A 26,378-nucleotide genomic window follows, 5' to 3' on the forward strand; every position below is an offset into this window, starting at 1 on the left:
TCGCATAGGGCGGCCCGCTTGGCCGCGCGCGCCTTACGCCATCGCATCCGACGCGGCCAGTAGGTCGTAACGGCGCACCAGTTCACTCAAGGTTCGGCACTCCATTTTCCTCATCATACGGCCGCGATGCAGTTTCACCATAATCTCACTTATCCCCAACTCCCACGCGATCTGCTTGTTCAGCAGGCCATCGGTGACGAACTTCAGAACCTCCCGTTCGCGGGGCGTCAGCTTTCCATAGCAGTTGTGAGCGTTGTCGAGCTTCAAGCGCTCAGTCCTTCGTTCGCCATCGAGATTGATGGCATTTACTGCTGCTGCTACAACTTTCTTGCTGTCGAAAGGCTTGAGGAAGAAGTCGGTCGCCCCGGCCTTCATTGCGTCTACCGAAATACTGACGTCTTCGAAGCCGGTTATGAAGACGACCGGATGGCTGCAGCCCATCGCCGATAGCCTTTTTTGTAGTTCAAGCCCGTTGAAATCAGGCATGTTGATATCGAGCAGTATGCAACCCGGACGCCCCGGATCGAAGCCCGCGAGAAAATCGGCAGGACCGTCGAAGGCTACCGCGGGCATGTCGAAAGAGCCGAAAAGATCGATCAACGATGTGCGAACGGTGTCTTCGTCATCGACGATCGTGATCAACGGTGCGGCATTCTGCACTTCCATCAAGTGTATCATTTAAGATCCTCCTACACCTTCCATCTATTCTGCGGGTTTTCGGCTCGGCTCGGTTTCCGGTTATTGTCCGTCTCGACAAATACGAGAGGCAGCCAAGCTTCGAATGCCGCGCCGCCCTCCATGCTGTTTCGCGCCGAAATCACGCCGCCGTGGCTTTGGACAATGGAACGGCAAATCGACAGCCCCATGCCCATTCCTTCCTTCCGGGTCGTGAAAAAGCTTTCGAATATTTCCGTCGCAATCTCTTCCTGAATGCCCGGGCCCGTATCGTGAACGTCGATGAAGACCCGTTCACCGTCGCTTCGGGTGGTTACCTGCACCCGCCCGGACTGCGCGTTCGTCCTCTCGATTGCCTGCATCGCGTTGACGACAAGATTGACGACAAGCTGCTGGATCTGAACCGGATCGGCCTCGACCGTCGCGAGTTCCGCCGACAGATTGCTGCTGATCGTCACGGATCTGCGGCTCGCTTCCTTTTTGACGAACGTGAGCGCTCCGGCGATCAATCGGTTGAGGTCGCACGTTTGCCTCTCTGGCGTCGCCTTGGTCGCCATATCCTGGACACGCTTGATCACCTCGTTCGCGCGCAGGATGCTCTCCTCGATCCTTGCGACAAGTTCCCGCACCTTCGGCAGGTTCGGATCGCTTCGCTGAAGCCAGCGCCCAACGGTAGCGGCATCATTCGCGACCACCGACAATGGCTGTCTGACCTCATGGACGATCGCACCGGAAAGCTCGCCAAGAATGGACAGCTTCGAGAAATGAGCGAACTCGGATTCCATCTTCTTGAGCTCCTTCTCGATGCGGACCTGCTCGGTCATGTCGATGATCATCAGCACCGATGTATCGAAATTGGCAGCCGACTGCGGAAAGGAGACCATGAGAGCGGCGTCGATGGTTCTGCCGTCGAAGGTCTTGATTTTGAGCCGTTGATAATGGTTTGGCCGCCCTCGGAAGTGGGCGGACATGACGTTCGAGGACGCCTCTGGCGTCCCAGCGAAGACATAAGCAACGGGGGCCAGCAATTGAGCGATATCCGTGGCTCCGAAAAGTGTCAGCGCGACATCGTTCACCTCCCTCACAATCACAGAATTGTTGGCCTGATCAACAAGCTGCGGATTCTCGAGCAGAAACGCGTCGATATCCTCTACACCGCTGTGTTTTAGGTTGATGAAAGCCTCCTCCACGTCGCTTGCGTCGACCTGTAGCACGGCAGCGGGGACGTTGTTGAACAGAGTCCGGTAGCGGGCTTCGCTGACCTCAAGCTCTTTGAGCCGACGGCTCATTTCCCTCAAACATGTTGGGTCGAGGTCGTCATTGGGGAACGTCGTCATATTCATATCGTTCACTCCACCCTTCACCGGCAATGAAATCGGCACCCGAGGACCGAAACCAGCGGTGATGCTAGAAATTAAAGTAAAGAAGGAAGTCCATGCAACTGAATGCGATTACGGTAGCGCTAGTGACATTCAAATAAGGAATGCGTTTCTCGCGACCCTACAATTCGTTTTTTATCATGTACTATTTGGTCTCAAGCGATGCAGCTAACAAGCATCGCGCTTTCCAGCCTCCCCAATGGATCGGGGTATCAAGCGTCGTCAGGCCTCGTCTCGGAGCACCACCAACAGGGCGATCTTCTCGAAAGACAGCACGAAGTAGAATTTGTATAGCAGCGGGTCCGGCAGCCCGCGCTTGTCGAACGTACCGTCGACGCTGCCCTTCATTATGGTGCTGCCGTAATGTCGATGGATGGAAATCGCCTCGATCGACAAGGACACGCCCGCAACGTCGGTTTTCGCCCACTCGCGGATTTTGCCGACGCCCTGAACTTCATTCAACTGGTCGTTCACTATCGCGTCGGCGGCGAAGAGTGCCAGAAGCCGCTCGATGTCGCGTGAGTTGATCGCTTCGACAAAGTCTGTAATGACCTTGCGATTCATCATTTCCGGGGTTGAGTGTGCGTTCATTGGTTCGCCGACCTTCCAAGAGCGGTGTATCGTCACGTAGCTGTATTTATTGGCTTTTGAGGCATGCGATCGCCTCGTCTGCCGCGGTAGGCAGCTTTGCTTGTCTGCTTTCCACACCTACACTTTCTCATGGACCTATCGGAATGGCATGTGAAACGATGTGAAAAGGCGCTCCTGAGGAAAGCGGCGATTTCCCGCCCCTTTAACAGCGCGATGTAACGTGCGGATCGGCCGTGAAATCGTGTGCCGTGCGAGGCGTCTCTGGGATGCAAACCTAACCTATCAGCTAGGTTGGCGGAGCGTATCGGGCCTTCTATGCTGAGATTGACTCAGTGTGACGGCACCATGATTTACTCGTTCGGCCCATATCGTTTCTTGGCGTCTCAGCGCTCGCTACAGCGCCATGGGGAACCGTGCGAAATCGGCAGCCGCGCGACGGATATCCTGACCCTGTTGCTGGAGCACGCCGGGGAAGTGGTTTCGAAGGACACCATCGTCAGTCACGCCTGGCCTTCAAGTTTCGTGGAAGAAAGCTCGATCAGGGTGCAGATTGCATCGCTCCGAAAGGCCCTGGACGACGGCGACCGGGAGAAGTACGTCCGCAACATACCGGGGCGAGGCTATTGTTTTGTCGCTCCGGTCGCAAGGGAAGCGCCGCTAGAAGCGTTCGCGCATACCTCCCTTCCCGCGACCTGTGCAACACGCCCGACCATTGATGTCCCTCCTCCGCTAAAACGGATGATCGGGCGTGACGGTGTTGTCGCGGAGCTCGTCGCCGATATCCTCGAACGTCGCTTCGTCACCGTCGTCGCATCCGGCGGCATCGGAAAGACGACCGTTGCCGTCGCGGCGGCACACCTGATGCTCGACGAATTCGAGGGTCACGTCTACTTCTACGACTTGGTCGCTCTCAAGGACGCCGCGGAACTTCTGACGGGTCTGGCGAACGTTCTAAGCCTGAACACCTCCGCCCCGAATCTCCTGGCATCCATCATCGGCAACCTGGATGGACGCCGTCTCCTGCTAGTTTTTGACAACTGCGAGCATATCGTCGAAGACGTCTCCACACTGGCAGGATCGCTGTTCCATGCCCTGCCGGGTCTTCACATACTCGCCACCAGCCGCGAAGCACTGCGGGTGGAAGGCGAGATAGTTCTCCACCTCCAGCCTCTGGTGGCACCACCTCCGGGCGCGGCCATTTCAGCCGCGGACATCGAGAATTTCCCCGCCGTCCAACTTTTCTTCGACAGAGCCGCCGCTGCGGGACTAAGAGGCGCACCCGGCGACGACGACGCGAGCAAGGCCGCGCAGATATGCCATCGGCTCGACGGCATCCCATTGGCATTGGAACTGGCGGCTGGTCGCGCCGGCGCACATGGAATTTCGGGTGTGGTCCAACTGCTCGAAAACCGCTTTCGACTTCACTGGCGAGGCCGACGAGCAGCGCTTCCGCGTCATCAAACGCTGAGATCGATGTTCGACTGGAGCTACAACCTGCTTACCCGCGAGGAGCAGGCGCTTTTCCGGGCTTTGTCGATGTTCAACGGGGGCTTCACGCCGGAGATGGCGATAGCGGTGGCTGCCTTTATGGAAACCACCGAAGAAGAAGTCTTCGATCTCTGCGAGAGCCTGGCGGAAAAGTCACTCATTTCGCTTCAGACCGGACAACAGCTTTATCGGCTCACCGAGACCGCACGCGCGTATGCAGGGGAAGCCCTTCAGCAGCACGAGGTTGAACTCGCCCGCGCAAGCCAAGAACATGCAAGCTATTTTCTTGCCTTCACGCGAAAGCTGACCGATTTGACCCCGCCTTTCGAGAGATGGGGTGAGCAGAACAGAACCAGCGATCTCCTTGCCAATGTCCGATCTGCGTTGAGATGGTGCTTTTCCGAGGATGGAAACAAGGATGTCGGTGTCGCGCTCATCGCGTCGTCCTGGCCACTTTTCTACGAGATGGGGCTCCTGACGGAATGCGGGTCGTGGGCGGCGAAAGCGCTCGCGGCGGCGACCGAGCTCGACGTCGCGACTGAAGCGTCTCTTTGCGAAGCCGTGGCCCTGACGGGGACGATGGCGGTACATTCCATGCTTCAGGTCAAGACGGCCTACAGTCGATGCCTGGAGTTGTGCCGGGAGCTTGGAGATGTCGGGCGCGAGATGCGCACGCTAGCGGCCTATAACGTCTTCATCACCAGGATAGGAAAGTATCAGGAGGGTCTTGAGGCAGCCAGGGATTTCGAGGCTCTTTCGGCCGAGGCGAGCATTCCCAAGGCCAGGCTCCTCTGTGGCTGGATGAACGGGACGACGCTTGCCTATATCGGTTCATTTGCACAGGCGCGCCATTACCTGGAAGCCGCCGTCCCCAGATATCCCCTCCTCGACCTTTCGTTCACAGCAATGCTACAGCTCGTAAGAGCGCGCTCGCTCTACGCCCGAACGCTTTGGATAGAGGGAGAGACGGACAGGGCCCTTCAGGAAGTCGAGCTTGCGCTAGAGGAATCTCGCACATACGGCAATCCCGTCTGCCTCGCGATCGCGCTCACGCATGGAGCGGGCGTTCTTCTTTGGGCGGGATATCTCGACAGAGCGCAGGAACTCGCCGCGGACCTTCACAAAATCACCACAAGCAACGGACTTCCTGCCTTCGAGGCCTTGGCAATCGGCATAAAGGGTGAATTGGCTTTGTCGGATGGTCGGCTGGAAGAAGCCGAGGCGATGCTTAACGAGGCTCTCGTCCGCGCCGACGCGCAAATGCATGCTAACACCGCGACCACCATCGCCGCCGCCCAGGCCGAGTGCGCATTCCGTGCGGGACGAACGAGAGAATCCCTTGATCTGATCGACAGCGCGATCGGCCGGGCGACTGAAACGGGTGAGCGGTTCCAGGTTGCCGAGCTCCTGCGGCTCAAGGCGACGTTCATCGCTACATCGAATGCGGAATTGGCGGTCGAGACCTTTCGCGTTGCGATCTCAACAGCGCACCAGCAGGGTGCGCGTGCCTTCCAGCTCAAGGCCGCGGTCAGCTTCCGCGACGCGCTACTACCGGGTACGGAGGATGAAGCACACGCCGCGGTGGCTGAAGCTTCCAGCTCCACGCGACCGGATGGTGCCTTGGAAGCGGTCGATAGGCCGAGCGTCCCGGCCGCTTGAAATCAAAACCCTTTCTCGAACCTTCGGCTGATCTCGGCCTCGTCAACCATGTCTGCGGTCAAACGGTCGCCCGGACGGATGTCGAGAAGGAAGGGATAGGTGCCGGATGTCACTATATCCCCTTTTTTCAGCCGAGAACCGTCTTCCCGCAGACGTTCGGCGGTCCACAGCAATGCCCTCAGCGGGCGAACAAGGATGGAGGTCACATCCAATGCGGTGCGGCCTTCTCTATGCACAACAGCACGCACGTCCACATCCCCGGAAATGTCCATGCACGGGATTGGCATGCGCTCCATAGTGAACTCCGCGTGATCAATACGCGTAAGACGGCCTGAGTGGTGTCGGGAGCCGTTAAAGGCAACCAGGACCGGATACACGCCAGCGATGGCCTTCGAACCGGACTCGGCGGTGATATCCTCGCCGACAAACGGATATTCACGCGCGATTTCGAAAGCGATGTCGATCTGGTAACCGACGGTGTTCTCGTGAACCGACCTGTCGTGGTCCGTAAGCCGTCTACCGCCGTCGGCCTGCATAAGCCGGGGGCGTGACGCTCCGAAATGGCGCTGGACGGGTTCGGAGAAACCGAGGACGGCATAGTCCGTCCTCCTCGCGCCGTCATTCCCGCTGCCGCGGTGATCTTCACCGCTTGAGCCGGGTTTTTCCGGCCTCCCAACAGCGAGAGAAGCGTCGTTCGACTTGCGACGAGACCGCAACGTATGAGCGGGAAGTTCAAAGAGGCGTCGGTCACGAACACGGTTTTGAAATTGATATTCCCTGCCAATCTGGATTCCTGATGCAGTCGTCATGTACGTCGCCCTCACTGCGATTTGGTTCGCTGAAACTGCTCGGAAGCAACGCTTTGCAATCCGGCGGAACCACACTGACGTCGAACCACGGGTTACGTAATTGAACTTAGGTATGCCATCGGGGTCAAGGGTGTATCCCATGCTCGTTCCATGGTGATTTTCTATGCGCGAGCGCTGAATACACCAAAGTATGCTAGCCGGGCGGTTCTCGTTAAATTAGTCTGACTTCGTTCGGCGACAACCTTTGTTCATCGGACTGCAGCCCGTTTACAAGGGAAAAGACGATGACGGCAACGCTCACCACCCATCCGCGATCTTCGGCCTTCGACTGGTCGGTTATTGACGCGCTCCGGATAGCCGATAACTGCGCCAGTGGCGATCAGGAGCTGCCTTTGCATTCTTTGCCTCATCATTCGGTACGGTTCAATTCGCCGATCGTAGAGTTGACCCTGATAGACCTCATCCACGACCCTTTGATCGCCAGCCTCAACCGGGCGGACGGCGTCAGCTTCGAAACGTACATGCAGATGCTTCTGAGCGCGGCACGGGTCAAGGCAGAGCGCCTTTTTTAAGCGAATTCTTTCACTCTCCCACGAAGATCGGCGAAGTGATCGACGCCCAAACTGCTAGACGTGATTCATTCGGAACAGTATAAAGCTTCCGTCCAGGTCGGGAGAAGCAGTTGACCGAAATACCGTCTGATGCCTTCTACGAGCTCCCGATCCCACTTCGCGATAGACTTCTCGCCTTTTGGGGCAAGGCACAGAAAGCGTTAGACAGTAGCGCGGGCTTCACGGGTGAAATCGTCTTTCTCGATAACGGCGATAGCGCCTTTCCCCGACTGACCTGCGCCAAATTTCCGCAACGGCGCGAAGACCTTTCACCAGCTGAACGCGCGGAGCGTTTCCTGCGTGAGATCAAGCTGCAGACGGCGGCACATTATCACCCTAACGTACATTGGCCGTTTGACGTCATGTTTATCCTTGGCGCGCCAGTCGCCTTTTTTCGGCGCTGGGAGGGTGATCTGTCCGATTTCATCGAGGATAGTCATTGGGGTGATCTCGGGCGATTGTCGTTGTTAATCCAGCTGTCGGCAGGTCTCGCGCACTGTCACAGTCGCGGCTTGGTTCACCAAGACCTGAAGCCGCAAAACATCTTCGTTCGAGACCTCCAGACGACCTTTTCATTGCCACCGTCCGATTTATGGTTTCGCCCTTTGGTCGCGGACTTTGGCAGCGTCAATCTTGCCGCGGATATCGGCGTGTTTACGGGTTCGCGCCCGTACATGGCACCCGAACAATGGCACAAGACTGAGCTTGGTGAATGGACCAGCGTGTTCGCGTTTGGAATTATGCTTCACGAGATTATGTCGCGTGGAATCCATCCGACGGGCGAGCGCAGTCGCGACTGGCATCGTCAGATCAACCCCGGTTTCAATCGCTGGCAGAAGAACGATCGTTGGCGAAGATGGGTGGGAGACGGCTGCCCGATCGCGCGACCGCTCCCCGATCACGATCTGGCGGAATTGGTGGCGGCTTGCCTCGTAGCGTCCCCCGCCGACCGCCCGTCCCTGCGCGAAGTCCAGGCAGTGTTGCTTGACCTGCTATCCAGACGATCTGCCACCGTGGCGCAAGAAGTCCATCTTGTTCTGAATCTGGCCGAAAGCCAGAGCGCGGCAGAGGAGTGGCAGCATCTTAAAGGCCGTGTCGAAGGCCTCGAGCGGGAAATCAATGATCACTACGCCCGATACGCGGGATAGGCATTGTCTTCTGGCCACCGAGACACAAGCGGGAAACACCTTTCCCGGCACGGTCAGGCCAGCGATGGAATAACGCAGAACCATCAACCCGTGCTGGCTGTCGACTGCGGTCTGACATCCGGGGCTATCGTTCTTCGCGTCTTCGTTTGCGGGTTCGTCTTCGGCTTCCTGAATGACCTTCGTCACGTCATTGGATTACTGCTCCGTTAGCTCATGCTGATCCTGGGCCCGTTTCCAATGGTCTTCATAGGCAACATCCGGGCGGCTTTCCCTTTTTTCAAGTTCCTTACGCACGTTCGCAACGCTAACGCCCTACGTGGTCCAAAACAGTTTCCTCCTGTTGACTTGGAACAAATCCGGTCTCTGCTGCACCGATGGTCACGGTTGTCGGCAGAAATCCCTCGAGTTACGGCTATGTAACGACGGTGGCAAGACCGAGAGTTATCGTCCGCTCCTCATGGCGTCGAAGGGCCACCTCTCGTGTCGATGCTCGGAACCACCGACATACCCGATCGCAGACGGCCGACATACTCCTGGCTATCGATCACGATCTTTACTGGGATACGCTGAACGATTTTGGTGAAGTTCCCCGTGGCGTTGTCGGCGGGCAACAACGAAAACTCGAGTCCGCTTCCCGGTGAGACGCTATCGACGCGCCCGTTGATAATCGCATCCGGAAAACTGTCCACCTTGACCGCGACCCGCTGCCCCGGCACGACGTCGGTCAGCTGTGTTTCCTTGAAATTGCCCACGACGTAGACAGCGTTGAGCGGCACGACTGCCATGAGCTGTGTGCCGGCGCTTACGAGTTGCCCCAGACGTATGGTACGCGCGCCGACCGTTCCGTCGATCGCCGATACGATCTTGGTATAGGATAGGTTTAGCTCGGCTTGGTTTACTCCGGCCTTTGCGCGGTCCCTCTGGGCGATGGCCTGGTTGCGTTGGGTCTCAAGCACTGGAACCTTGTTTTCCGTTGCCACGACGGCCGCCTTGCTGTTGTCCACCGCCGCCTTTGCCTGTTCGCTCACCGACTTTGTTTGCTCGGCTCGCGAGAGCGTCCCGGACCCGCTTGTGTAGAGATACTCGGACCTCTTGGCATCGGACGACGCAAAGGCGAGATTGGCTTCCGAAGAGGTAAGCGCCGCTTTCGCCTGATCGATCAGCGCATTCTGGAGCACGATTTGCGCATCGATGTTTGCGATGGCCGCCTCGGCGGCTGCGAGATCACCGCGCGCCTGCGAGAGCGCGGACTGGAAGTCGCGATCGTCGATCCGCGCGACGATCTGCCCGGCCTTCACGTGCTCGTTGTCCGTCACGAGGACCTCGCTGATATATCCGGAGACCTTCGGCGCGACCGACGTAAAGTCTGCCTTGAGATACGCGTCGTCGGTCGTGATAATGAAACGGCCGAGGGTGAAGTACTGGAACCCCGCGTATACGCCATAGGCTCCGGCAAGGAGGATCGACCCGCCGAGCATGAGACGTCGTATCAATCCACGAGCTTTTGAACATGGCTTTACGGGAGGGTTGATCGTCTCCGATGCCGGAGAGGGCTTCGCTTCCCGATCCGGCTGTGGCAGCCTTATGACGTCGGGCGAAGATATGACTGAAGACTCTGCCATTGAAATTCTCCTCATCTAAATGACGTTGATCGCATTCTGGAGAAGTCGGCGTGGATCGACAGCTATACATTCGGGTACTGGGGTCTCGGCGCTGAGCGGAAGCACCATGGATGATCAGCCCCGCGAAGCGGCGCGACCGATGGATTCATGGATCAACTGAAGAAGCAGTGAAGTATCGATCGGTTTGGCAAGGAAGCCTGCCGCGCCGTGTTTTAGGGCCGTCGCCTGCATTTGATTGTCCGAGTAGGATGTCATGATCAGGATTGGAGGGCAATCTTCCCGAGACTTCAGCAATCTGAGCATTTCGATGCCCGAAGTGCCGGGCATCCGCACGTCGGCGAGGACGCAACGAAACGATCGGTAGCGGCCACTGTCCAAGAAAAAGTCGGCTGAGCCGAAAAGTTCGCTGATGTATCCGGCGGTATCGAGAAAGTCCTTGATCGAATTCCGTAGGTGAACGTCGTCTTCGATGATCGCGATATGTGCGGTTTGCAAGCCAGCCATTTTTGAAACTTATCACTTTCCGCAACGGGACTTCAGATAAACGTGTAAAAAAATCTGTGCTTGCAACGCGTGACGGCACATCAGGTCTTTTTTAGGTCAGCATGGAAAGCGCTACGGTATGGGCCCAAACCCCTGTGGCGAACCAAGTACCACGCAACAAAGGCATGACGGTATATATACCACCGTTTGGTTCCCGGTAGGGAAGCAGCTGCGGACGAAGATCGAAGGTGTCCAGGGATGTGCGGATACGACCGTGGCTCAGCGCCGAACGCTTTAGCCCAGTCCGGGAAGAAGCCATCTGAACGCCTGTGGCGGTACTTGAGGGAGAATGACGTCCGCGTGGCGAAGAGCCGTTTCACTGTCGCCCTCACGTCCTGCTGTTCCTCGGGGTGAACAGCATCCATGAGCAGGCTCTCCAGCCATTCGACATCCCTTCCCCCTGTCGATAAACCAAACCATTCGATCAATTGGTCATTCACGTAGGTCGTGTTCCCGTCCGGCCCCGCGTGCCAAATGAGTGCGGGGACAGTGTTGATAAGCTCGCAAAGCTGCTGTTCGCTGGCTTTCAACGCCGCCTCAGCGTTCTTTTGTCGGTGACGTCGACCGTCGAACCGTACCAGGCGGTGATCTTCCTGTTTTCGTCCCGAGAGGCGATCGCGAAATCCCGGAACCATCTGTAGGTCCCGTCAAAGCGGCGCACGCGTTGCTCGTCGCTAAGGGGTTCACCAGTCTTGAGCCTGTTGCGCCAAAGTGCCAAGCTTCTTTCCCGGTCATCGGGATAAACGAAGGGTATCCACCAGGCGGTGTCGGTCCCTTTCGCTCTCTTCTTCATTTCCTCTCGGGTGATCCCGACAAACTCCGTGGCGGCGGGGTTCACAAACCTCATGCGGCCGTCGGGAAAGGCCGACCAACTAAGTCCGGGGATGTCCTCCAACGTCGGGCGGACCGTCTTATAGACCTGGTCGTAGAATGATATCGTCCGATAGGAGGTGATGACTGCCCAAATGCCGAATGCGCTTTTCGCGTAGACAGACCAGCCGCTGATGCTCAAGCTGGCAAGATCGCCCTCTGCCCAAATGAGCGCGGCGGCTGCTGCGCTCATGAAGATGGCCATAGCGACACCCCACCTCAAGCCAAAGCATATCGTCGCGAAAGCAAACCAGCGGCGCTGCTGTGATGTCTGGAAATCCATCACGCCTTCCAAGATGATGACAGGACGCGCCGGGCTACGGTAGCGGATCGTTTATGACCGACTTCAAACTATACGGATGGTTCGGTCGTCGGAACCTATCTCGTAGGACAGGTAAGAGACACTGTCAGCGCCGCTATTCGACGTTTTCTCGTATATGGGAGGGTAGCGCCTGCCAGGCGGTGAAGAGCTGGTTGAATGTCGTCACCTGCATCTTCTTCATCATGTTGCTGCGGTGCAGCTTTACCGTGACCTCCGAAATGCCCAACTCGAAACCGATCTGCTTGTTCAGGCTGCCTTCGACCACAAAGCGTAGTACCTGACGTTCGCGGGCGGTGAGACCTTGATAGAGCGTGATATGCTTTTGCGAGTTCGTGTGAGCTTCGCGCCGTTCGAGATCGGCGCTGATCGCCCTCGAAATGGCATCCAGAAAAGTTTGATCTCTCACAGGCTTCGTAAGAAAGTCTTTAGCTCCGGCCTTCATGGCCTCGACGCTCATGGCGATGTCGCCGTGGGCCGTGAGAAATATGACCGGGGTGTGGTTGCCTTGTTTCAGGAGATGATACTGTAGCTCTAGCCCGCTCAATCCCGGCAAACGGACGTCAAGCACGAAGCATCCCGGCCGATCCGGCAAGGTGGCGTCGATTACCTCGCGGGCTGACGCAAAGGATACGGTGTCGATGCCAACTGAGCAAAGTAGATTTTCCATCGCCTCCCGCACGCGCGCATCGTCGTCAACCAACGTCACGATCGGTAGCTCCGATGGCCGCGCTACAGCCTCCTCCATGGTCATCCCCTCAAAGCAGCGCGCGCCCACGCGAGTCTATCGGACGATGATTTTAACAAGAGACGAGTCGTTTTGGAACCCTACCCCACCCTCTTGGATCCGAGGTCCGAACAGAACAAGGTTACCCGCGGAAACAAACACTGACATCGGATGAATGCGGCGTCACCGTGGAACCGCAGAAAAATTAGTGCATATCGCTCAGCTTGACGAGGCCGTTGATTTCAGGCCGTATAAACAGGCGATTTACAACTTATTAGTTTTTTACGGAAAAGTGCGAGCATCAACGTGGATCGAAGAACAGACAATTGTCCGTAACGATGCAGGGCCTCCAGATACCACCAAAACGACGATCCCGTCTGGACGGTCAGGTTGGACCTAGATGAGCTTTGACGAATAGCCTGCTAGCTATGGACGACACCCCAAAAACCACGGCGGCGACACAGTGTATGGCATATTTTTTTTCAAAGCCTTTGAAACCGAGATCGGTGCTTTGATAGGAAGTAGTGAAGTCCATGAGTTATCCCTACACATAGCAAACTTCGAGGAAATGCCACACGATATTCACGAGGTTTCGACACATCGGTTCGACCTAGCCGACACGCTTGAAAACAGGCCTGTGCGGTCAGTCGTACCGATGATTTCAGCGTGGAAACGCCGACGTTCGTGTTACTAGGATTACAGTTTTCTCGCTAAGGCGACAGCCGGCAAAAGGGTCGGGGGATCAATGCAGATGCTCTTCGGTCTTGCGATGATCGAAGTCATCGGTGCTTCCGCGGCCAAGTTGATCACGAGGAAATCAGGCCCAAGATCGTCTCGTTGGTAAGGCACACGATCTCGTGATCTGAACGATGTGTGTCCGTTGAGGTGGCTAGAAGTAGCCACAAACATCTGTATTTATATCTGTGCGCAGCCATTCTTTTCGAAGGGAAATCATATGTCCAAGGTCCTAGTTCTTTACTATTCCGCGTACGGTCACATCGAAACGATGGCAAACGCCGTCGCAGAGGGTGTTCGTTCCGCGGGCTCCGAGGCTGTCGTCAAACGGGTGCCTGAACTCGTCCCTGAAAACGTCGCCAAGTCTTCGCACTTCAAGCTCGATCAACAGGCCCCGATCGCTACTGCCGATGAGCTGACTGAGTACGACGCAATCATAATCGGCTGCGGGACTCGCTTTGGAACAGTTGCCTCCCAGATGCGCAACTTCTGGGACCAGACCGGTAGTCTATGGGCGCAGGGTAAACTTGTCGGCAAGGTCGGATCGGTGTTTACGTCGTCGGCCACACAGCACGGCGGGCAGGAATCCACGATCCTCGGCTTCATTCCAACACTCCTACACCACGGCATGGTAGTCGTGGGACTTCCCTACGCATTCCAGGGTCAAATGGGCGTCGAGGAGGTTAAGGGCGGCTCGCCTTATGGAGCGTCCACGATTACGGACGGCGACGGTTCTCGCATGCCGTCGCAGGTCGAACTAGACGCCGCCAAATTCCAGGGCGCACACGTGGCAAAAATCGCAGCGAAGCTCTCCTGAACTCGATAGGGTGGCAACAAAATCCAACCGACTGAGAACGAACGGAGATAGCCATGGCGAAACCTTGGCTATCCTCTCGCCTCGTCTTGAACCGGCCCGCCTCCGCGAACATTCTCTGTGGCACCCATCGGCCCTGCTCACTGAAAATTCCGCGCCTTCACCTTCAGCGTGTCGATGTGCAGTTCGGGAATGAAAATATCCCTGGCTGAAACGGAAGCCTTCGGGTTATCTCTGGGATCGGGGCCGCCGCCCCTCGAGAACTCGTCCCCCCGCCCGTGTTGCAACGGGAACGCCGTGTCGCGTTCGCCGAGGCTACTGAGGTCGCGGGAAAAGTCAAACAGGCGCTGGGCGACCAGATGAACGACGTCGCCTTCCCGCTGTATCTTACCGTTCACCCCCAGCATCGAAGCCGACAGGACGACCCGCCGCTGGCGTTCGAACAGGCTTGGCCAGATCACCACGTTCACCACTCCAGTCTCGTCCTCGATCGTTGCAAACATCACGCCCTTGGCGCTTCCCGGTTTCTGGCGGACCAGCACGATGCCTGCGGTCCAGAGCCACTTGCCGTCGTGTTGGCTCACGGCTTCGGCGCAGGTGACGATATTCTTCCGCCTTAGGTCCTCTCTGAGGAAGCTCATCGGGTGATCCCGTAGCGTCAGCCCCGTGTGTCCGTAATCTTCGACGACCTGTCGGCCTTCGACCATCGGGACGAGTGAAACCTCCGGTTCGACCATTTCCGGGACCGTCTCGGCTTCACGCTCGGCGGCCGCCGCAAACAGTGGCAGCGGGTCGTTGCGCAGTGCCTTGAGTGCCCAGAGCGCGTCCCGCCGCTCGAGCTTCAGCGAAGGCCTGAAGGCATCCGCCTCGGCAAGCTGGACCAGGGCTTCAGTCGGCACTCCCGACCGCCGCCAGACATCGTCGGCGGAGATGAACGGTTGGTCCGCCCGAGCGACGACAATGCGGGCAGCATCGCGCATGGCCAGCCCCTTCACCATCCGCATCCCGAGCCGAACCGCGTGGCGCTCAGTACCGGGAATGGCTTCCATCGTGCAATCCCATCGGCTGGCATTCATACAGACAGGCCGGATTTCGACACCGTGCGCGCGGGCATCCGCGACGATCTGCGCGGGCGCATAAAAGCCCATCGGTTGGGAATTGAGCAGCGCCGCACAGAACACGTCGGGGAAGTGGCATTTGAGATAGCAGGAGGCGTAGGAGATGAGCGCGAACGACGCGGCATGGCTTTCGGGGAAGCCGTAAGACCCGAACCCCTCCAGCTGTGAAAACGTCTTCTCGGCGAACTCGGGCGTATAGCCGTTGCGGACCATGCCGTCGACGAGCTTCGTCTTGAAACGGGAGACCCCGCCCGTGAACTTGAATGTCGCCATGGATTTGCGCAGCTGGTCGGCCTCGCCAGCGGTAAACCCGGCGCAGACCATCGCCACCCTCATCGCGCTTTCCTGGAAAAGCGGAACGCCAAGGGTTTTGCCGAGGACCGCCTCCAGCTCCGGGGTCGGGTAATCGACGGCCTCCCTGCCCTCGCGGCGACGCAGATACGGGTGGACCATGTCTCCCTGGATCGGGCCGGGGCGCACGATGGCCACCTGGATGACGAGATCGTAGAAGGTCCTCGGTTTCAATCTCGGCAACATAGCCATCTGTGCACGGGACTCCACCTGGAACGTCCCGAGCGTGTCGGCTTTCCGGAGCATCGCGTAGGTCGCGTTGTCTTCCTGCTTGATATTCGCGAGGTCGATCACGTCGTTTTTGTGTTCCTTTATGAGCGCGAACGCCTTCGACATGCAGGTCAGCATTCCGAGCGCGAGAATGTCGACCTTCATCATCTTGAGCGCTTCGACGTCGTCTTTGTCCCATTCGATGATCTGGCGATTGTCCATGGCGGCCGGCTCGATCGGCACCAGCTCGTCCAGGCGGTCGTTGGTCAGGACGAAACCACCGGGGTGCTGGCTCAGGTGTCGAGGCGCGCCCATGAGCTGTTGCGCGAGTTCGATCGCCAGTCGAAGCCTTCGGTCGCCCATATTGAGGTTGTTGTCCTTGACCTCCTTTTCGGAGACACCTTCCTTGCTCCAACCCCAAACACCGGACGACAGCTGACGGATCATATCCTTCGGTAAGCCCAGGGCCTTCCCGACATCCAGCAAAGCTCCCTTGGCGCGGTAGCGTGATACGGCCGAACACAGGGCGGCCTTTGTTCTCCCGTAGGTATCGTAAATCCACTGGATGACCTCCTCGCGCCGCTCGTGCTCGAGGTCCACGTCGATGTCCGGCGGTTCGGCCCGCTCCTGGCTGACGAATCTTTCGAACAGCAGGTCGTTGGTCTCCGGGTCGATGCTCGTGACCCCGAGGGCGTAGCAGACGGCGCTATTGGCCGCCGACCCGCGTCCTTGGCACAGAATGCCCTTGGATCGCGCGAAACGCACGATGTTGAAGACGGTCAGGAAATACGGGGCGTACTTCATGGTCTCGATGAGCTGGAGCTCGTGCCGGATTGTTTTCACAACGGTTTCCGGCACGCCCTCGGGATAACGATCCGCCGCTCCCTCCCAGGTAAACTTCTCCAAGGTGGCCTGAACACCGAGACCGGGAATGATAGCCTCTGACGGATACTGGTATTCGAGTTCGCTCAGGGAAAACGTGCAGCGCTTCGCGATCTCGACCGTACGGGCCAGCGCCTCCGGATAAGCATCGAACAGTCGGTGCATTTCGTCAGCATGTTTGAGGTATCGATCCGCATGCCGCTCGCGGTTGAACCCGATGTCGTCGATGGTCTTGTTATGGCGGATGCAGGTGACGATGTCCTGTAACTGCCGCCTGCCCGGTTCGTGGAAAAGGGCGTCGTTAGTCACGACCGTACGGACACGATGCTTGAATGCGAGGTTCGCAAGGTTGTGGATGCGGAGCTTGTCGTTTGGCCTACGTCTGAGGCATAAGCTGACATAGGCTCTGTCGCCGAAAAGCTTCGACATCTTGCGCAGCTGGATCGCGCACGTCTCGTCGGCCTCGTCCGGGATCAGGATGCCGATCATGCCCTCGGCGTACAGGCTGACATCGCTGAAATCCAGGATGCACTTCGCCTTGCCGCCGCGCGACTTGCCGAGAGAAAGAAGACGGCACAGCCGCGCGTAGGCCGCCTTGTCGGTCGGATAGACCAGGATCGCCATGCCGTCGGTCAAATCGAGGCGACATCCCACGATCAAGCGCACGCCTGTCGCTTTCGATGCCTCCCACGCCCGCACGATGCCCGACAGTGAATTCCTGTCCACGATACCGAGCGCCTCGATCCCGAGTTCCGCCGCCGCGGCGAACAACTCGTCTGCGCTGGATGCTCCCCTTAGAAACGAAAAATGGGTCGTCGTCTGAAGTTCGACGTATCTCATCCAAATATCCCGTGTATGAATCACCTGTGTGAGCCTGTCGTCGTGTCCACGCCGTCGCCTGCGCGGTAGACCCAGAGGCGCTCGCCGCTGTCGTCCTCGACGACGTAGTAATCGCGGACGGCGTGGAACTCGGCATCCCGTAACCACCACTCCCCGAAGACCCTTTCCGGGCCGTCGCCGCGCACGATGCGACGACGCTTGCCGCGCCAGGTCATCGTTCGGGGCGGACTGTCCGGCAAGACCGCCAGGACCTCGATCTCCTCAGGACGCGCGAGGAGCCTGCTGGGCCGCGGCCAGTTCGACGGCCAATCGAGGCCCTTCTCTTCCGACATGGGACCGACACGCTGGAAGCTCCGTTCGGGGACGTCGCTGGCGACGGGGGCCATCCTGTAGATGCGGTGGCCGCGGTTTCCGAGGATATCGACCAGCGGTGTCACGTCGACGACCGTCTCCTCGATCAGGGACGACGACTGCTGTCTTTCGACCAGAGGCTCCGCCCATGTCGGGACGAGCGAAAGCTTCTCGATACCGAAACCGGGATCGATATTCTCGATCCTGTCGGTCAGCAGGCGCGTCAGTCTCTTGTCGTCACGGACGGGTTTCGCGAGGCCAGCGCGGATCGCCTGTATTGTATTGTCGACACGGTGGACAATCAGGTCGCAACGGCGGACACCAAGGCCACGGGTCTCCAGCTCGAAGCAAAGCTGCTCGACGAGGCGGCCGACGTATTTCGCTATGGTCTCCGCAGCCCCGATCGGCTCGGCGAACGGGCGGTGGACTTCCACGATCTCCGGACAACGGATGGGTTCGATCGGCTCGGCCGCGCGACCGAACAACTGGTCGAGCCGTCTGCCGACCTCCGGGCCAAAGCGCAGCGTCAACGGCGCTCTCGGCATGGCCGACAATTGCCCGACGGTCTCGATGCCGAGAACCCGTAGGCTATTCACCGTTTCCGGCGCGAGCCGCAGACAGACGATAGGAAGCCCCAGAACGGCCTTCGTCGTCTCGGACACGGGAACGACCGTCCATTCGGCTGGAGTGCATCTGGCGATCGCGTGCGCCGCGCCCCACGTCTCTGCCACGGCGGCCCGCGCGACCACGCCGACACCGCGGAGGCGGTTGACCATCCCCGACACCATGCGTTCTTCGCCGCCCTGGAGATGATCCGCGCCCTCGGTGTCGATGACGATGCCGTCAATGCCGTCCACTGCGACGACGGGGCTGTATTGCCGGAGCATCCAGAGCGCCATTTTGTCGAGCGCAGCCAGATCGCCGACCGGGTCTGCATCGTACATGGCGAGATCGGCGACCAGCGCCTGGGCCTTGCTCGCGGGCATGCCGATGCGCAGACCGAGCTTTCGCGCGGCACCATCGGCTGCGCAGACGGTCCGCCTGGACCCTGACCGGGATATCACGACCATCGGCTTGTCAGGAGGCGGTGTGCCATCGGCCCCTGCCCTCCGTATCCTGTCCGTAGGCCATCTTGGGAAATATAGAGAGACGACCCTTGCCATCACATGCTCCAACGCAAAACTCTGCACACTCGCCCGCACGCGATCTCATCAACTCCGCCAGCCATCTCGGCCTCCCGACACCCGCAACGGGGATGTCTTCAGAAGGCAATTGGCTTATCCGCCATCTGGTCACCGAAGCGGTCGGCTGGCCGTAGTCGTTGGCTTCGGTCTGCCGTCGCCAGCGCCTCAGCGCCAACCCCATGGTTCCCGACTTCTCGGCCGCCAGCTGAAGCCGTCTCGAAGCCGTCATCGGCAACCGGACTATTTCACCAACGACCGCACCGAGGCCGCCGAAGCTCAGGCCCTCTTCAAAGGAAGCCAGGACATCCTCTTCCTTGTCCGCCTCGACGTAGATCACGCGGTCGGGATGTAGGCCTGCCTGCGAGATCGAGGGAGCGAACAAGTCGGGCCTGCTGAGGCACCAGAGAATTTGCCCCTTCGTCCTCGCGGCGATCCCGACCACCATCAGGGCTGCTGCCGCGCCGTCCACCGTTCCCGCACCGCCGCCAGCGAACTCGTGGAGCGCACCGAAAGCCAAGCCACCGCCAGGTAACTTGCCGTCGATCTCCGGAATTCCGAACGGTAGGCATTCCGCCTTCCTCGCGGACCCGCCTTCGAGCTTGGCTATCTGCTCGCGCAGGTCGTCGATAAGACCCGAAGACCGGACATGCGTTCTCATTCACGGACCTCCTCGGTTCGCGCTGGCAGGACTTCATATCCTGAAAATCGGTTGACGTTCTCTATCTGTTCCGTTCTATAAAGAGAGTCAAGCCGGTCAAATCGGGCATTTTAGGTGACGTGCATTTGCCATCGCGGGAAAACCGAGATGAATCAGGACTCTAACATGCCATGCTAAGTGACAGGTCAGATTGGACTTTTTTTCAGACAACCAAGGGAAGTATGGATCAGGAACCAACGTTGCGATCGGTCAAGGGACCAATCATCGCCGTCGAATGCAGGGTCTGCGGGGTCTATACCGAACTTGACCGAGAGAGGACGGTTCGGCGCTTCAAGGCATCGGCACCTATATCTCGCATTCGCCGCGTAGTCGCGGGTGCTTGTGATCGCATGTGCGTTGGTGGGGTGGACAGTTGTGAAGCCAGCCTGAAATCGAAGGGTGCTCCACGGAGCTTTTGATTTGCAAGGGCTGGCGAATGCCTGTGCCGTCGCCAACCATACGACCAGCTGGAAGTCGCATGAAAGCGCAAGTCCTTCTGCGACTTGCTCTCAACGCAGGTTTTCAGCTGCCGTTCTATTGCAGGCTTCCTCGTTGCCTATCTCGGTTTTGCTGATTGGCTTAAAGGCGTCCTTATCGAAATCGAAGAATTCAACGACGCATGTGCTGGTCTCGCTATTCAGCCACTGGGTGGCAACCAGCCGGCTATCGCGACGATAGTCCAGGCTCAAATACATATGCTCCTCGCCTCCACGGGGAAACGACGCGGGTCGACCAGTCTGGTTATCTGCGAGAATGACAAACGAGCAGCCAGCACCGCAACCGATCTGGATCAGGGTGTAACGGCCTGCGAAATTCGGACCTTCACGCATTCCGTCGCGGATACGCGTTCTGAAGCTGTTGAATTCGCGATCACGACCCCTGAATGTTGATTTTCACTGAGAAGTGACCCGGTATTTCCACCGAGATTTGACCCGCCTTTTAGATATGTTTCGGGTCTTGTGATTTGGTCAAGTCGCTGTTTTTCTCCTTTGTATTTTTCGGCTCGTGGGCGGAGCTGTTTTTGAAGCGGAAGCTGTCGTTTCCGGTTTCGAGAATGTGGCAATGATGAGTGAGCCGGTCGAGCAACGCGGTCGTCATCTTGGCGTCGCCGAAGACGCTGGCCCATTCACTGAAGCTGAGGTTTGTGGTTATAACGACACTGGTGCGCTCGTAGAGTTTGCTCAGAAGATGGAAGAGCAACGCGCCACCTGATGCACTGAACGGCAGGTAGCCAAGCTCATCGAGGATCACCAGATCGGAATGGACAAGTCGATTGGCGATCTGCCCTGAGCGACCTTGCGTTTTCTCCTGTTCAAGCGCGTTGACCAACTCGACGGTCGAGAAGAACCGGACGCGTTTGTGGTGATGCTCGATTGCCTGGATGCCGAGAGCGGTGGCAATATGGGTTTTGCCTGTGCCTGGGCCGCCGACCAGCACGATGTTGTTAGCTTCATCGAGAAAGTCGCAGCGATGGAGCTGTCGCACGAGTGCTTCATTGATCTCGCTGCTGGAGAAATCGAAGCCGTTCAGGTCACGATAAGCTGGAAAGCGAGCCGTCTTGAGCTGATAAGCGGTTGAACGAACTTCACGTTCTGCTGTCTCGGCTTTGAGAAGTTGTGACAGGATTGGAATGGAAGCTTCAAAGGCAGGCGATCCCTGTTCGGTGAGTTCACCGATTGCCTGAGCCATGCCGTGCATCTTCAGTTGTCGCAGCATGATGACGATTGCACCGCTGGCAGGATTATGACGCATGGCGCACCTCCGTTGTCTTTCTCAGGGAATCGTAGCGTTCGACATTGGCCTTTGGCTCGTTGGCAAGTGTGAGAGCTTGGGGCGCATCTATCGTCGGTGGTGTGGAAGATTTACCATCGACCAAGCGATGTAGCAGGTTCAGAACATGGGTCTTGGTCGGAACCCCGGACTTCAAGGCCATATCGACGGCCGAGAGCACAGCCTGCTCGTCATGCTGGAGGACGAGCGCCAGAATGTCGACCATCTCGCGATCTCCGCCCGGCTTTTTGAGCAGGTGCTGCTGCAGTATTCTGAAAGCTTCCGGAAGCTCGATAAACGGCGCACCATTGCGAAGAGCACCTGGTTTGCGTTGAACGACGGCGAGATAGTGCCGCCAGTCGTAAATCGTCTGCCCAGGACCATCATGCGAACGGCTGATGATGCGACGGTGCTCGCATATGATCAGACCTTCTGCTGCAACAGCGATACGATCTGGGTAAACCCGAACGCTGACAGGCCGATTGGCAAAGGATGCCGGAACGCTGTAGCGATTACGATCAAAGTGCACGAGGCAGGTCGGGGAAACCCGCTTGGTATGTTCGATAAATCCATCGAAGACACGTGCTGTTGGCATGAGAGCCTGCGCTTCCTCGGCCCATAGCTCAGCGATGGTCCCACGCATCTTTCCATGCGGGGTCTGTTGCCAAAACTCCTTGCATCGAAGCTCCAGCCAGTCGTTCAGGGCTTCCAGCGATGGAAAGCGTGGTGTTGGTTGGAAGAACCGATGGCGTGAATCCTGGACATTCTTCTCGACCTGGCCTTTCTCCCAGCCAGACGCTGGATTGCAGAATTCTGGCTCATAGAGGTAGTGGCTGGCCATTGCCATGAAGCGGACATTGACGTCGCGCTCTTTGCCGCGACCTATTTTGTCGATTGCCGTGCGCATGTTGTCATAAATGCCACGTCGAGGAACGCCGCCAAAGACACGGAATGCGTGGTTATGGGCATCAAACAGCATCTCGTGTGTTTGGAGAAGATATGCCCGAACGATGAACGCGCGGCTGTAGCTCAGCTTCGTATGGGCCACCTGCAGTTTGGTACGTTCATTGCCGATGATTGCCCAGTCTTCCGACCAGTCGAACTGAAAGGCTTCACCCGGATCGAAAGCCAGCGGAACGTATGTCCCACGTCCCGAGGTCTGCAGTTCTCGCTGAAGATCGGCCTTCCATTCCCGAGCAAATGCAGCAACACGACCATACGACCCATCGTAGCCGAGGCTCATCAGGTCGGCATGCAACTGCTTCATCGTCCGCTTCTGCTTGCGGTTCTTCTTCGCTTCCGTCCTCAGCCAGGCCGTTAATCGATCAGCAAAAGGGTCAAGCTTACTCGGTCGCTCTGGAACTTTGAACTTCGGTTCCACACTCCCCAGACGCAGGTATTTGCGGACGGTATTCCGAGACAGACCGGTCCTGCGACCAATCTCCCGGATCGATAAATGCTCTCGAAAATGCCAGCGTCGGATCACGCTCAATAACGCCATGTCGATCACTCCATAGCCCTCGCTGAAAACACGCAGGGCAAAGTTCAAACATGGGTCAATTCTCGATGGAAATATCCTGTGCTACCGGGTCACTTCTCAGTGGCAATCAACACAGATGGAGGCGGAGGAGCTTGCGACATCGATGACCGGCACGCTCATCGGTCACTTGGAGAGCGTGTTAGCAGCGCTGTCCCAGTTCAAGGACTGGCGAGAGTGCTGCGAGAATACCTAACCTTCACCTCGAGCCGGGATCGATTAAAGAACTCTTGGAAAGCGCCTCTCTGCTTTTCAAAGGTTTGCGTGAATACCGACAGTCGATCCTGCCGTGCCGGATGCCTTAGACACGGTGGTCGGCTGGGTGAAGGAGCAGGATGACTTGGATAAGCGGGACGTCCTGCCTCTCGTACGCGCCCTCGAAAATATGTGGTCTGCCGTCGTGTGGGGAAAGCTTTCCTTCGCCAGAGATACGCTTGCCGAGACGGGTAAGCTCGCGGTCGAGGGCGCAGCGGCCGCTCTGCTGATCGCGGCCGCGACCATGCGGCCAATCATCGCCGAATCCCAAGCGCGCAGTGGGTGGAGATCGCGTGCACCTACATCAAGTCCGTTCGCGACAAGCCCTACCAACACAAGCTTCGAAAACAGCTGTCCACGGGAACCAGCTGCCCGCGGTGATGTCCACGGTAACCGTACCAAGCTTATGCGGGCGGTTCGGCCTATGCTTCGATGATCCTGCCATTTTTCGAACAGGACAAACGACCTCAACGGGCGTGCTGAGTAGCGCAGTCTCCGCGAACGTTTCTACACGCGAAGGCCCTTGTTCTTCGCCCCCCGACCGAGCTCTCTAGTTTGTTTTGCCCAGGATGGGCCAACCTCGTCAGTGGAGTTTCAACAAGGGGCAACTCCTTACGGGTGCTAACCAGTAGGCTTTAAGCACCCGACATTCAGCCTTTCGAAGATGGCCGACGGCTGCCATTCTGCAGCGCTGCCAATTTCGGAGGCCTTGCCATATTTTTCCAGCGGCGACAGCTTAGCAAGCATTGTCACGCCAGCGATGAACGCATTCTGCAGGTCCTTCATCGCCTTTTGATCAGCAAAGAACATATCGTTAGACGGGTTGCTGCTGCCGGTGACTGAGTTGCTTTCGGTGTATACGAGGATGCCCGGTACATTGTAGTCGGCATATCGCGATCTTACCCATTCCAGATGTTGATAAACCTGCCCAACTTCTTCGGAGTTTATGGCATTGCCCTCAAGCTTGTCCGTCTTCAGTTCAATAGGAATCGCAACTTTGGCATTGTGATCGATCCAAACGTTGTCGGGGCCATCGTGCTCGTCAGTATCGGGTCGCCTAGAGTCAAAACCTAACGCAGCTCCAAGAACTCTGACTGCCTCTTCCGCTTTCTTATGCGACGGATCACCGTATGCTGGCTCAGCGGCTTTAATAAGCTTCATAAGTTTGCGGTTGGCTTCGGGCACCGTCAGACCACAGAACTCGCGCAGGCCCTCCTCGATCACCGTTTTGCAGGCTGGGAGCACTCCCACGTCCTCCTGCTCTTGGCGTGGCAGTGGAAGTTTACCACCAAGCCGGTTCCTCGCCTCGTCAAACCAGTCGAACATCGCGTCGGGGCGGCCGAGAATAGCGTTAGCTGAGCCTAGCCAGATTGCGTACCAGCCAGCGAGACGAGGATTCTTCATTCTCACATCATCGATGATCTCTTCAAACTGCCTGATCGCTCCGCTATGGTCTCCCTGCCAGAGCATAAGAATGAAATTGGCCTCACGTTTGGCCAGCTCATCATCGAACTTTGTATAGTCCTCGCGCTCGCTGATACGCTTTTCGTCGATCGGGTTCTGGCCTATTTGGGCCTGATAGTAGGAAAGCCAGCCGGTGTCACGTTCGATTATCTGGGTGACGATAGACTCGATCTTTTCGTCCGTCATTTCTTTCAACTGGTCGCAAAACTCTTCTGAAAGCCGTATCTGCTCTTGCAGGACTTTCGGAAAGTAGGCCTGGTTGGCGACATTTCGCAGCCAATTTTCTGCATCGGTCGAGTAGATGAAGTAAATGCCATAATCGTTCTTCCCGCGATTGATACGTCCAAATAGTTGCGTGAACCGATTGGCGACCCGCGGAAAGAAAGTCTGATCCAGCTTGATGCGGTCGAAGAGATATCGTTCCAACTGAGCTGAACCCACCGGCACCCCATCTACCGCCATGACCCGGCAATCATCGTCGGGAAGATCGATACCGTCATATCTACCCAGCAACATGAACGCACCAGTCGTGCTAGCTCGAAACTCGTTGAGCCTCTGGGTAAATGCATCGGCGCTCTTAGGCGGCGACGCAAAGTCGTCCCATTTATCCGCCGCCTTCTCAGTAGGGGTAGCAATCAAGACCTTCACTTTCTTGCTCAGGTCCTGCAGTCCATTCACGTTGTCGCAAAACTTGTTCAAGGACGATCCGAACAACATCAGACGTTCACCGAGGCCGGCGTCAACATCCGGCTCGATAACTCGTGGCGATCGGCCAAAAGCCCGAATGATGTCCCCTTTCGATTGGACCGTGGCAGAAAGAAAGACCTTGGGCACGCTCTTGTCTTCCAAGGCCCGCACATGCAGCGCTGGAATGAAAGGGGGCGTAATTTCTATCACGAATTTACTGATCGTGATTGCGCAGTACTGCAAATGCCCACGAAGATAATCAAACGGCAATTGAAGGCTGATATCGCCATCCACGTGGGGTTCGAGAGCGGACTGGAATTCGTGGCTACGATTGTGGACACCATTGGGCGGGCAGAGAGCGACTGAGCCCGAGGAGAAATCGGAGACAATCTGGTCGAAGTTATATCCCTGACCAATGTCCTGGAAACACGCCTTTATAATTGCCGCAACTTGAGAATAAAGCGCGTCATTCTCCGCTTTCCTGATAGTTATTGTGAACGCGTCCCGAACGAGGCGCTCGCCGACATGGGCATCGTCAAAAATGATGGCTCCAGGTGCATTTTGTCCCCGGAACTTATTCCTTGTGTTCAGCAAGGCCTGATAAGTTGTAATGCAGAAAGACTTAGATTGAGCGAAATTCTGGTCCGAAAATTTCGATTGGTAGAATGTGGTCGGCGTGATTCCTATGCCGTTGGCTTCACGGACTGTTTGATGGATAAGATCAATCGTCGGGCAAACGTAAATTACGTTGCGAACTCCCTGTAAAAGGTAACTCTGGGCGATCAGAACCCCCACAAGTGTCTTTCCGGCACCCGTGTACATAGAGATAAGTGTGTCCTGCTTGGGATTTTTGTACCAATCGTCCAGCGCTTGTGCTTGGCCCTGCCAGAGTTCCTTGATTTTCGCCTTGCCTGACGGTCGGCTGCGAAAAATATCCCGCGGGCTAGGCGAAGCGCTCTTCGCCTTGGGTTTATCCAATCCACCAAAATCAAAAACCATGCGTAGCCTCCCTAAACCACGCGGAGAGTAGCAATCATTTGAT

Annotated in this window: 20 protein-coding genes; 4 read left to right on the forward strand and 16 right to left on the reverse strand. The window is 57.4% G+C overall.

Going from position 1 to position 26,378, the window contains the following annotated elements; translation table 11 throughout:
* Positions 1-33 precede the first annotated feature (33 nt).
* The 3 genes from ABUK73_RS17530 to ABUK73_RS17540 form a co-directional block, all read right to left on the reverse strand.
* The gene (locus tag ABUK73_RS17530) at positions 34-666 is read right to left on the reverse strand and encodes a response regulator transcription factor (protein WP_353578398.1); all 633 of its coding nucleotides are present in this window, start codon (positions 664-666) and stop codon (positions 34-36) included.
* 23 nt (positions 667-689) lie between these two features.
* Complete coding sequence (locus tag ABUK73_RS17535; protein WP_353578399.1) at positions 690-2,018, reverse strand: sensor histidine kinase; 1,329 nt, start codon at positions 2,016-2,018, stop codon at positions 690-692.
* A 258-nt stretch (positions 2,019-2,276) separates the two neighbouring features.
* Positions 2,277-2,645, reverse strand: coding sequence for a nuclear transport factor 2 family protein (locus tag ABUK73_RS17540; protein ID WP_353578400.1), 369 nt, complete (start codon positions 2,643-2,645; stop codon positions 2,277-2,279).
* A gap of 345 nt (positions 2,646-2,990) precedes the next feature.
* Between ABUK73_RS17540 and ABUK73_RS17545 the strand changes: the two genes are divergently transcribed.
* A complete protein-coding gene (locus ABUK73_RS17545) occupies positions 2,991-5,792 on the forward strand; it encodes an ATP-binding protein (RefSeq protein ID WP_353578401.1) in 2,802 nt (933 codons plus the stop codon).
* A gap of 2 nt (positions 5,793-5,794) precedes the next feature.
* On the opposite strand, the gene ABUK73_RS17550 is transcribed toward ABUK73_RS17545, so the two are convergent.
* Positions 5,795-6,601 (reverse strand): hypothetical protein, encoded by an 807-nt coding sequence (locus ABUK73_RS17550; RefSeq protein WP_353578402.1) that lies wholly within the window; start codon positions 6,599-6,601, stop codon positions 5,795-5,797.
* A gap of 284 nt (positions 6,602-6,885) precedes the next feature.
* Between ABUK73_RS17550 and ABUK73_RS17555 the strand changes: the two genes are divergently transcribed.
* Positions 6,886-7,173, forward strand: a complete 288-nt coding sequence (locus tag ABUK73_RS17555; protein ID WP_353578403.1) for a hypothetical protein — start codon at positions 6,886-6,888, stop codon at positions 7,171-7,173.
* 110 nt (positions 7,174-7,283) lie between these two features.
* Complete coding sequence (locus ABUK73_RS17560) at positions 7,284-8,360, forward strand: protein kinase domain-containing protein (RefSeq protein WP_353578404.1); 1,077 nt, start codon at positions 7,284-7,286, stop codon at positions 8,358-8,360.
* Between the two features lie 455 nt (positions 8,361-8,815).
* Here ABUK73_RS17560 and ABUK73_RS17565 read toward each other — a convergent pair whose 3' ends face one another.
* The 5 genes from ABUK73_RS17565 to ABUK73_RS17585 all read right to left on the reverse strand — a co-directional run bounded on the left by ABUK73_RS17565 (position 8,816) and on the right by ABUK73_RS17585 (position 12,462).
* Positions 8,816-9,982 carry an HlyD family secretion protein gene (locus ABUK73_RS17565; RefSeq protein ID WP_353578405.1) on the reverse strand — a complete coding sequence of 389 codons (1,167 nt, stop codon included), beginning with the start codon at positions 9,980-9,982 and terminating at the stop codon, positions 8,816-8,818.
* Between the two features lie 114 nt (positions 9,983-10,096).
* A complete protein-coding gene (locus tag ABUK73_RS17570) occupies positions 10,097-10,486 on the reverse strand; it encodes a response regulator transcription factor (protein WP_353578406.1) in 390 nt (129 codons plus the stop codon).
* A gap of 80 nt (positions 10,487-10,566) precedes the next feature.
* Positions 10,567-11,160 carry a PAS domain-containing protein gene (locus tag ABUK73_RS17575; protein ID WP_353578407.1) on the reverse strand — a complete coding sequence of 198 codons (594 nt, stop codon included), beginning with the start codon at positions 11,158-11,160 and terminating at the stop codon, positions 10,567-10,569.
* Positions 11,052-11,678: a PAS domain-containing protein gene (locus ABUK73_RS17580; RefSeq protein ID WP_353578408.1), complete on the reverse strand. Its 627-nt coding sequence runs from the start codon at positions 11,676-11,678 to the stop codon at positions 11,052-11,054. Before ABUK73_RS17580 ends, ABUK73_RS17575 begins: the two co-directional genes overlap by 109 nt.
* A gap of 133 nt (positions 11,679-11,811) precedes the next feature.
* Positions 11,812-12,462: a response regulator transcription factor gene (locus ABUK73_RS17585; RefSeq protein WP_353578409.1), complete on the reverse strand. Its 651-nt coding sequence runs from the start codon at positions 12,460-12,462 to the stop codon at positions 11,812-11,814.
* A gap of 934 nt (positions 12,463-13,396) precedes the next feature.
* Between ABUK73_RS17585 and wrbA the strand changes: the two genes are divergently transcribed.
* On the forward strand, positions 13,397-13,993 hold the full coding sequence (wrbA, locus tag ABUK73_RS17590) for an NAD(P)H:quinone oxidoreductase type IV (protein ID WP_353578410.1): 597 nt from the start codon (positions 13,397-13,399) through the stop codon (positions 13,991-13,993).
* 137 nt (positions 13,994-14,130) lie between these two features.
* Here wrbA and ABUK73_RS17595 read toward each other — a convergent pair whose 3' ends face one another.
* The 7 genes from ABUK73_RS17595 to ABUK73_RS17625 all read right to left on the reverse strand — a co-directional run bounded on the left by ABUK73_RS17595 (position 14,131) and on the right by ABUK73_RS17625 (position 26,335).
* Entirely contained in the window at positions 14,131-17,391 is a 3,261-nt protein-coding gene (locus ABUK73_RS17595; RefSeq protein WP_353578411.1) for an error-prone DNA polymerase, read from the reverse strand.
* Positions 17,392-17,411: 20 nt separating this feature from the next.
* Positions 17,412-18,905, reverse strand: a complete 1,494-nt coding sequence (locus ABUK73_RS17600) for a Y-family DNA polymerase (RefSeq protein ID WP_353578412.1) — start codon at positions 18,903-18,905, stop codon at positions 17,412-17,414.
* A complete protein-coding gene (locus ABUK73_RS17605) occupies positions 18,820-19,584 on the reverse strand; it encodes an ImuA family protein (RefSeq protein WP_353578413.1) in 765 nt (254 codons plus the stop codon). The genes ABUK73_RS17600 and ABUK73_RS17605 overlap by 86 nt, the downstream gene beginning before the upstream one ends.
* 548 nt (positions 19,585-20,132) lie before the next feature.
* The gene (locus ABUK73_RS17610) at positions 20,133-20,453 is read right to left on the reverse strand and encodes a hypothetical protein (RefSeq protein WP_353578414.1); all 321 of its coding nucleotides are present in this window, start codon (positions 20,451-20,453) and stop codon (positions 20,133-20,135) included.
* A 109-nt stretch (positions 20,454-20,562) separates the two neighbouring features.
* On the reverse strand, positions 20,563-21,375 hold the full coding sequence (gene istB / locus ABUK73_RS17615) for an IS21-like element helper ATPase IstB (RefSeq protein WP_052818378.1): 813 nt from the start codon (positions 21,373-21,375) through the stop codon (positions 20,563-20,565).
* On the reverse strand, positions 21,365-22,894 hold the full coding sequence (gene istA, locus ABUK73_RS17620; RefSeq protein ID WP_353578473.1) for an IS21 family transposase: 1,530 nt from the start codon (positions 22,892-22,894) through the stop codon (positions 21,365-21,367). Before istA ends, istB begins: the two co-directional genes overlap by 11 nt.
* 912 nt (positions 22,895-23,806) lie before the next feature.
* On the reverse strand, positions 23,807-26,335 hold the full coding sequence (locus tag ABUK73_RS17625; protein WP_353578415.1) for a DEAD/DEAH box helicase family protein: 2,529 nt from the start codon (positions 26,333-26,335) through the stop codon (positions 23,807-23,809).
* Positions 26,336-26,378 lie beyond the last annotated feature (43 nt).

The organism is Agrobacterium vacciniicorymbosi (assembly GCF_040427045.1).
In the GTDB taxonomy this organism is placed as follows: domain Bacteria; phylum Pseudomonadota; class Alphaproteobacteria; order Rhizobiales; family Rhizobiaceae; genus Agrobacterium.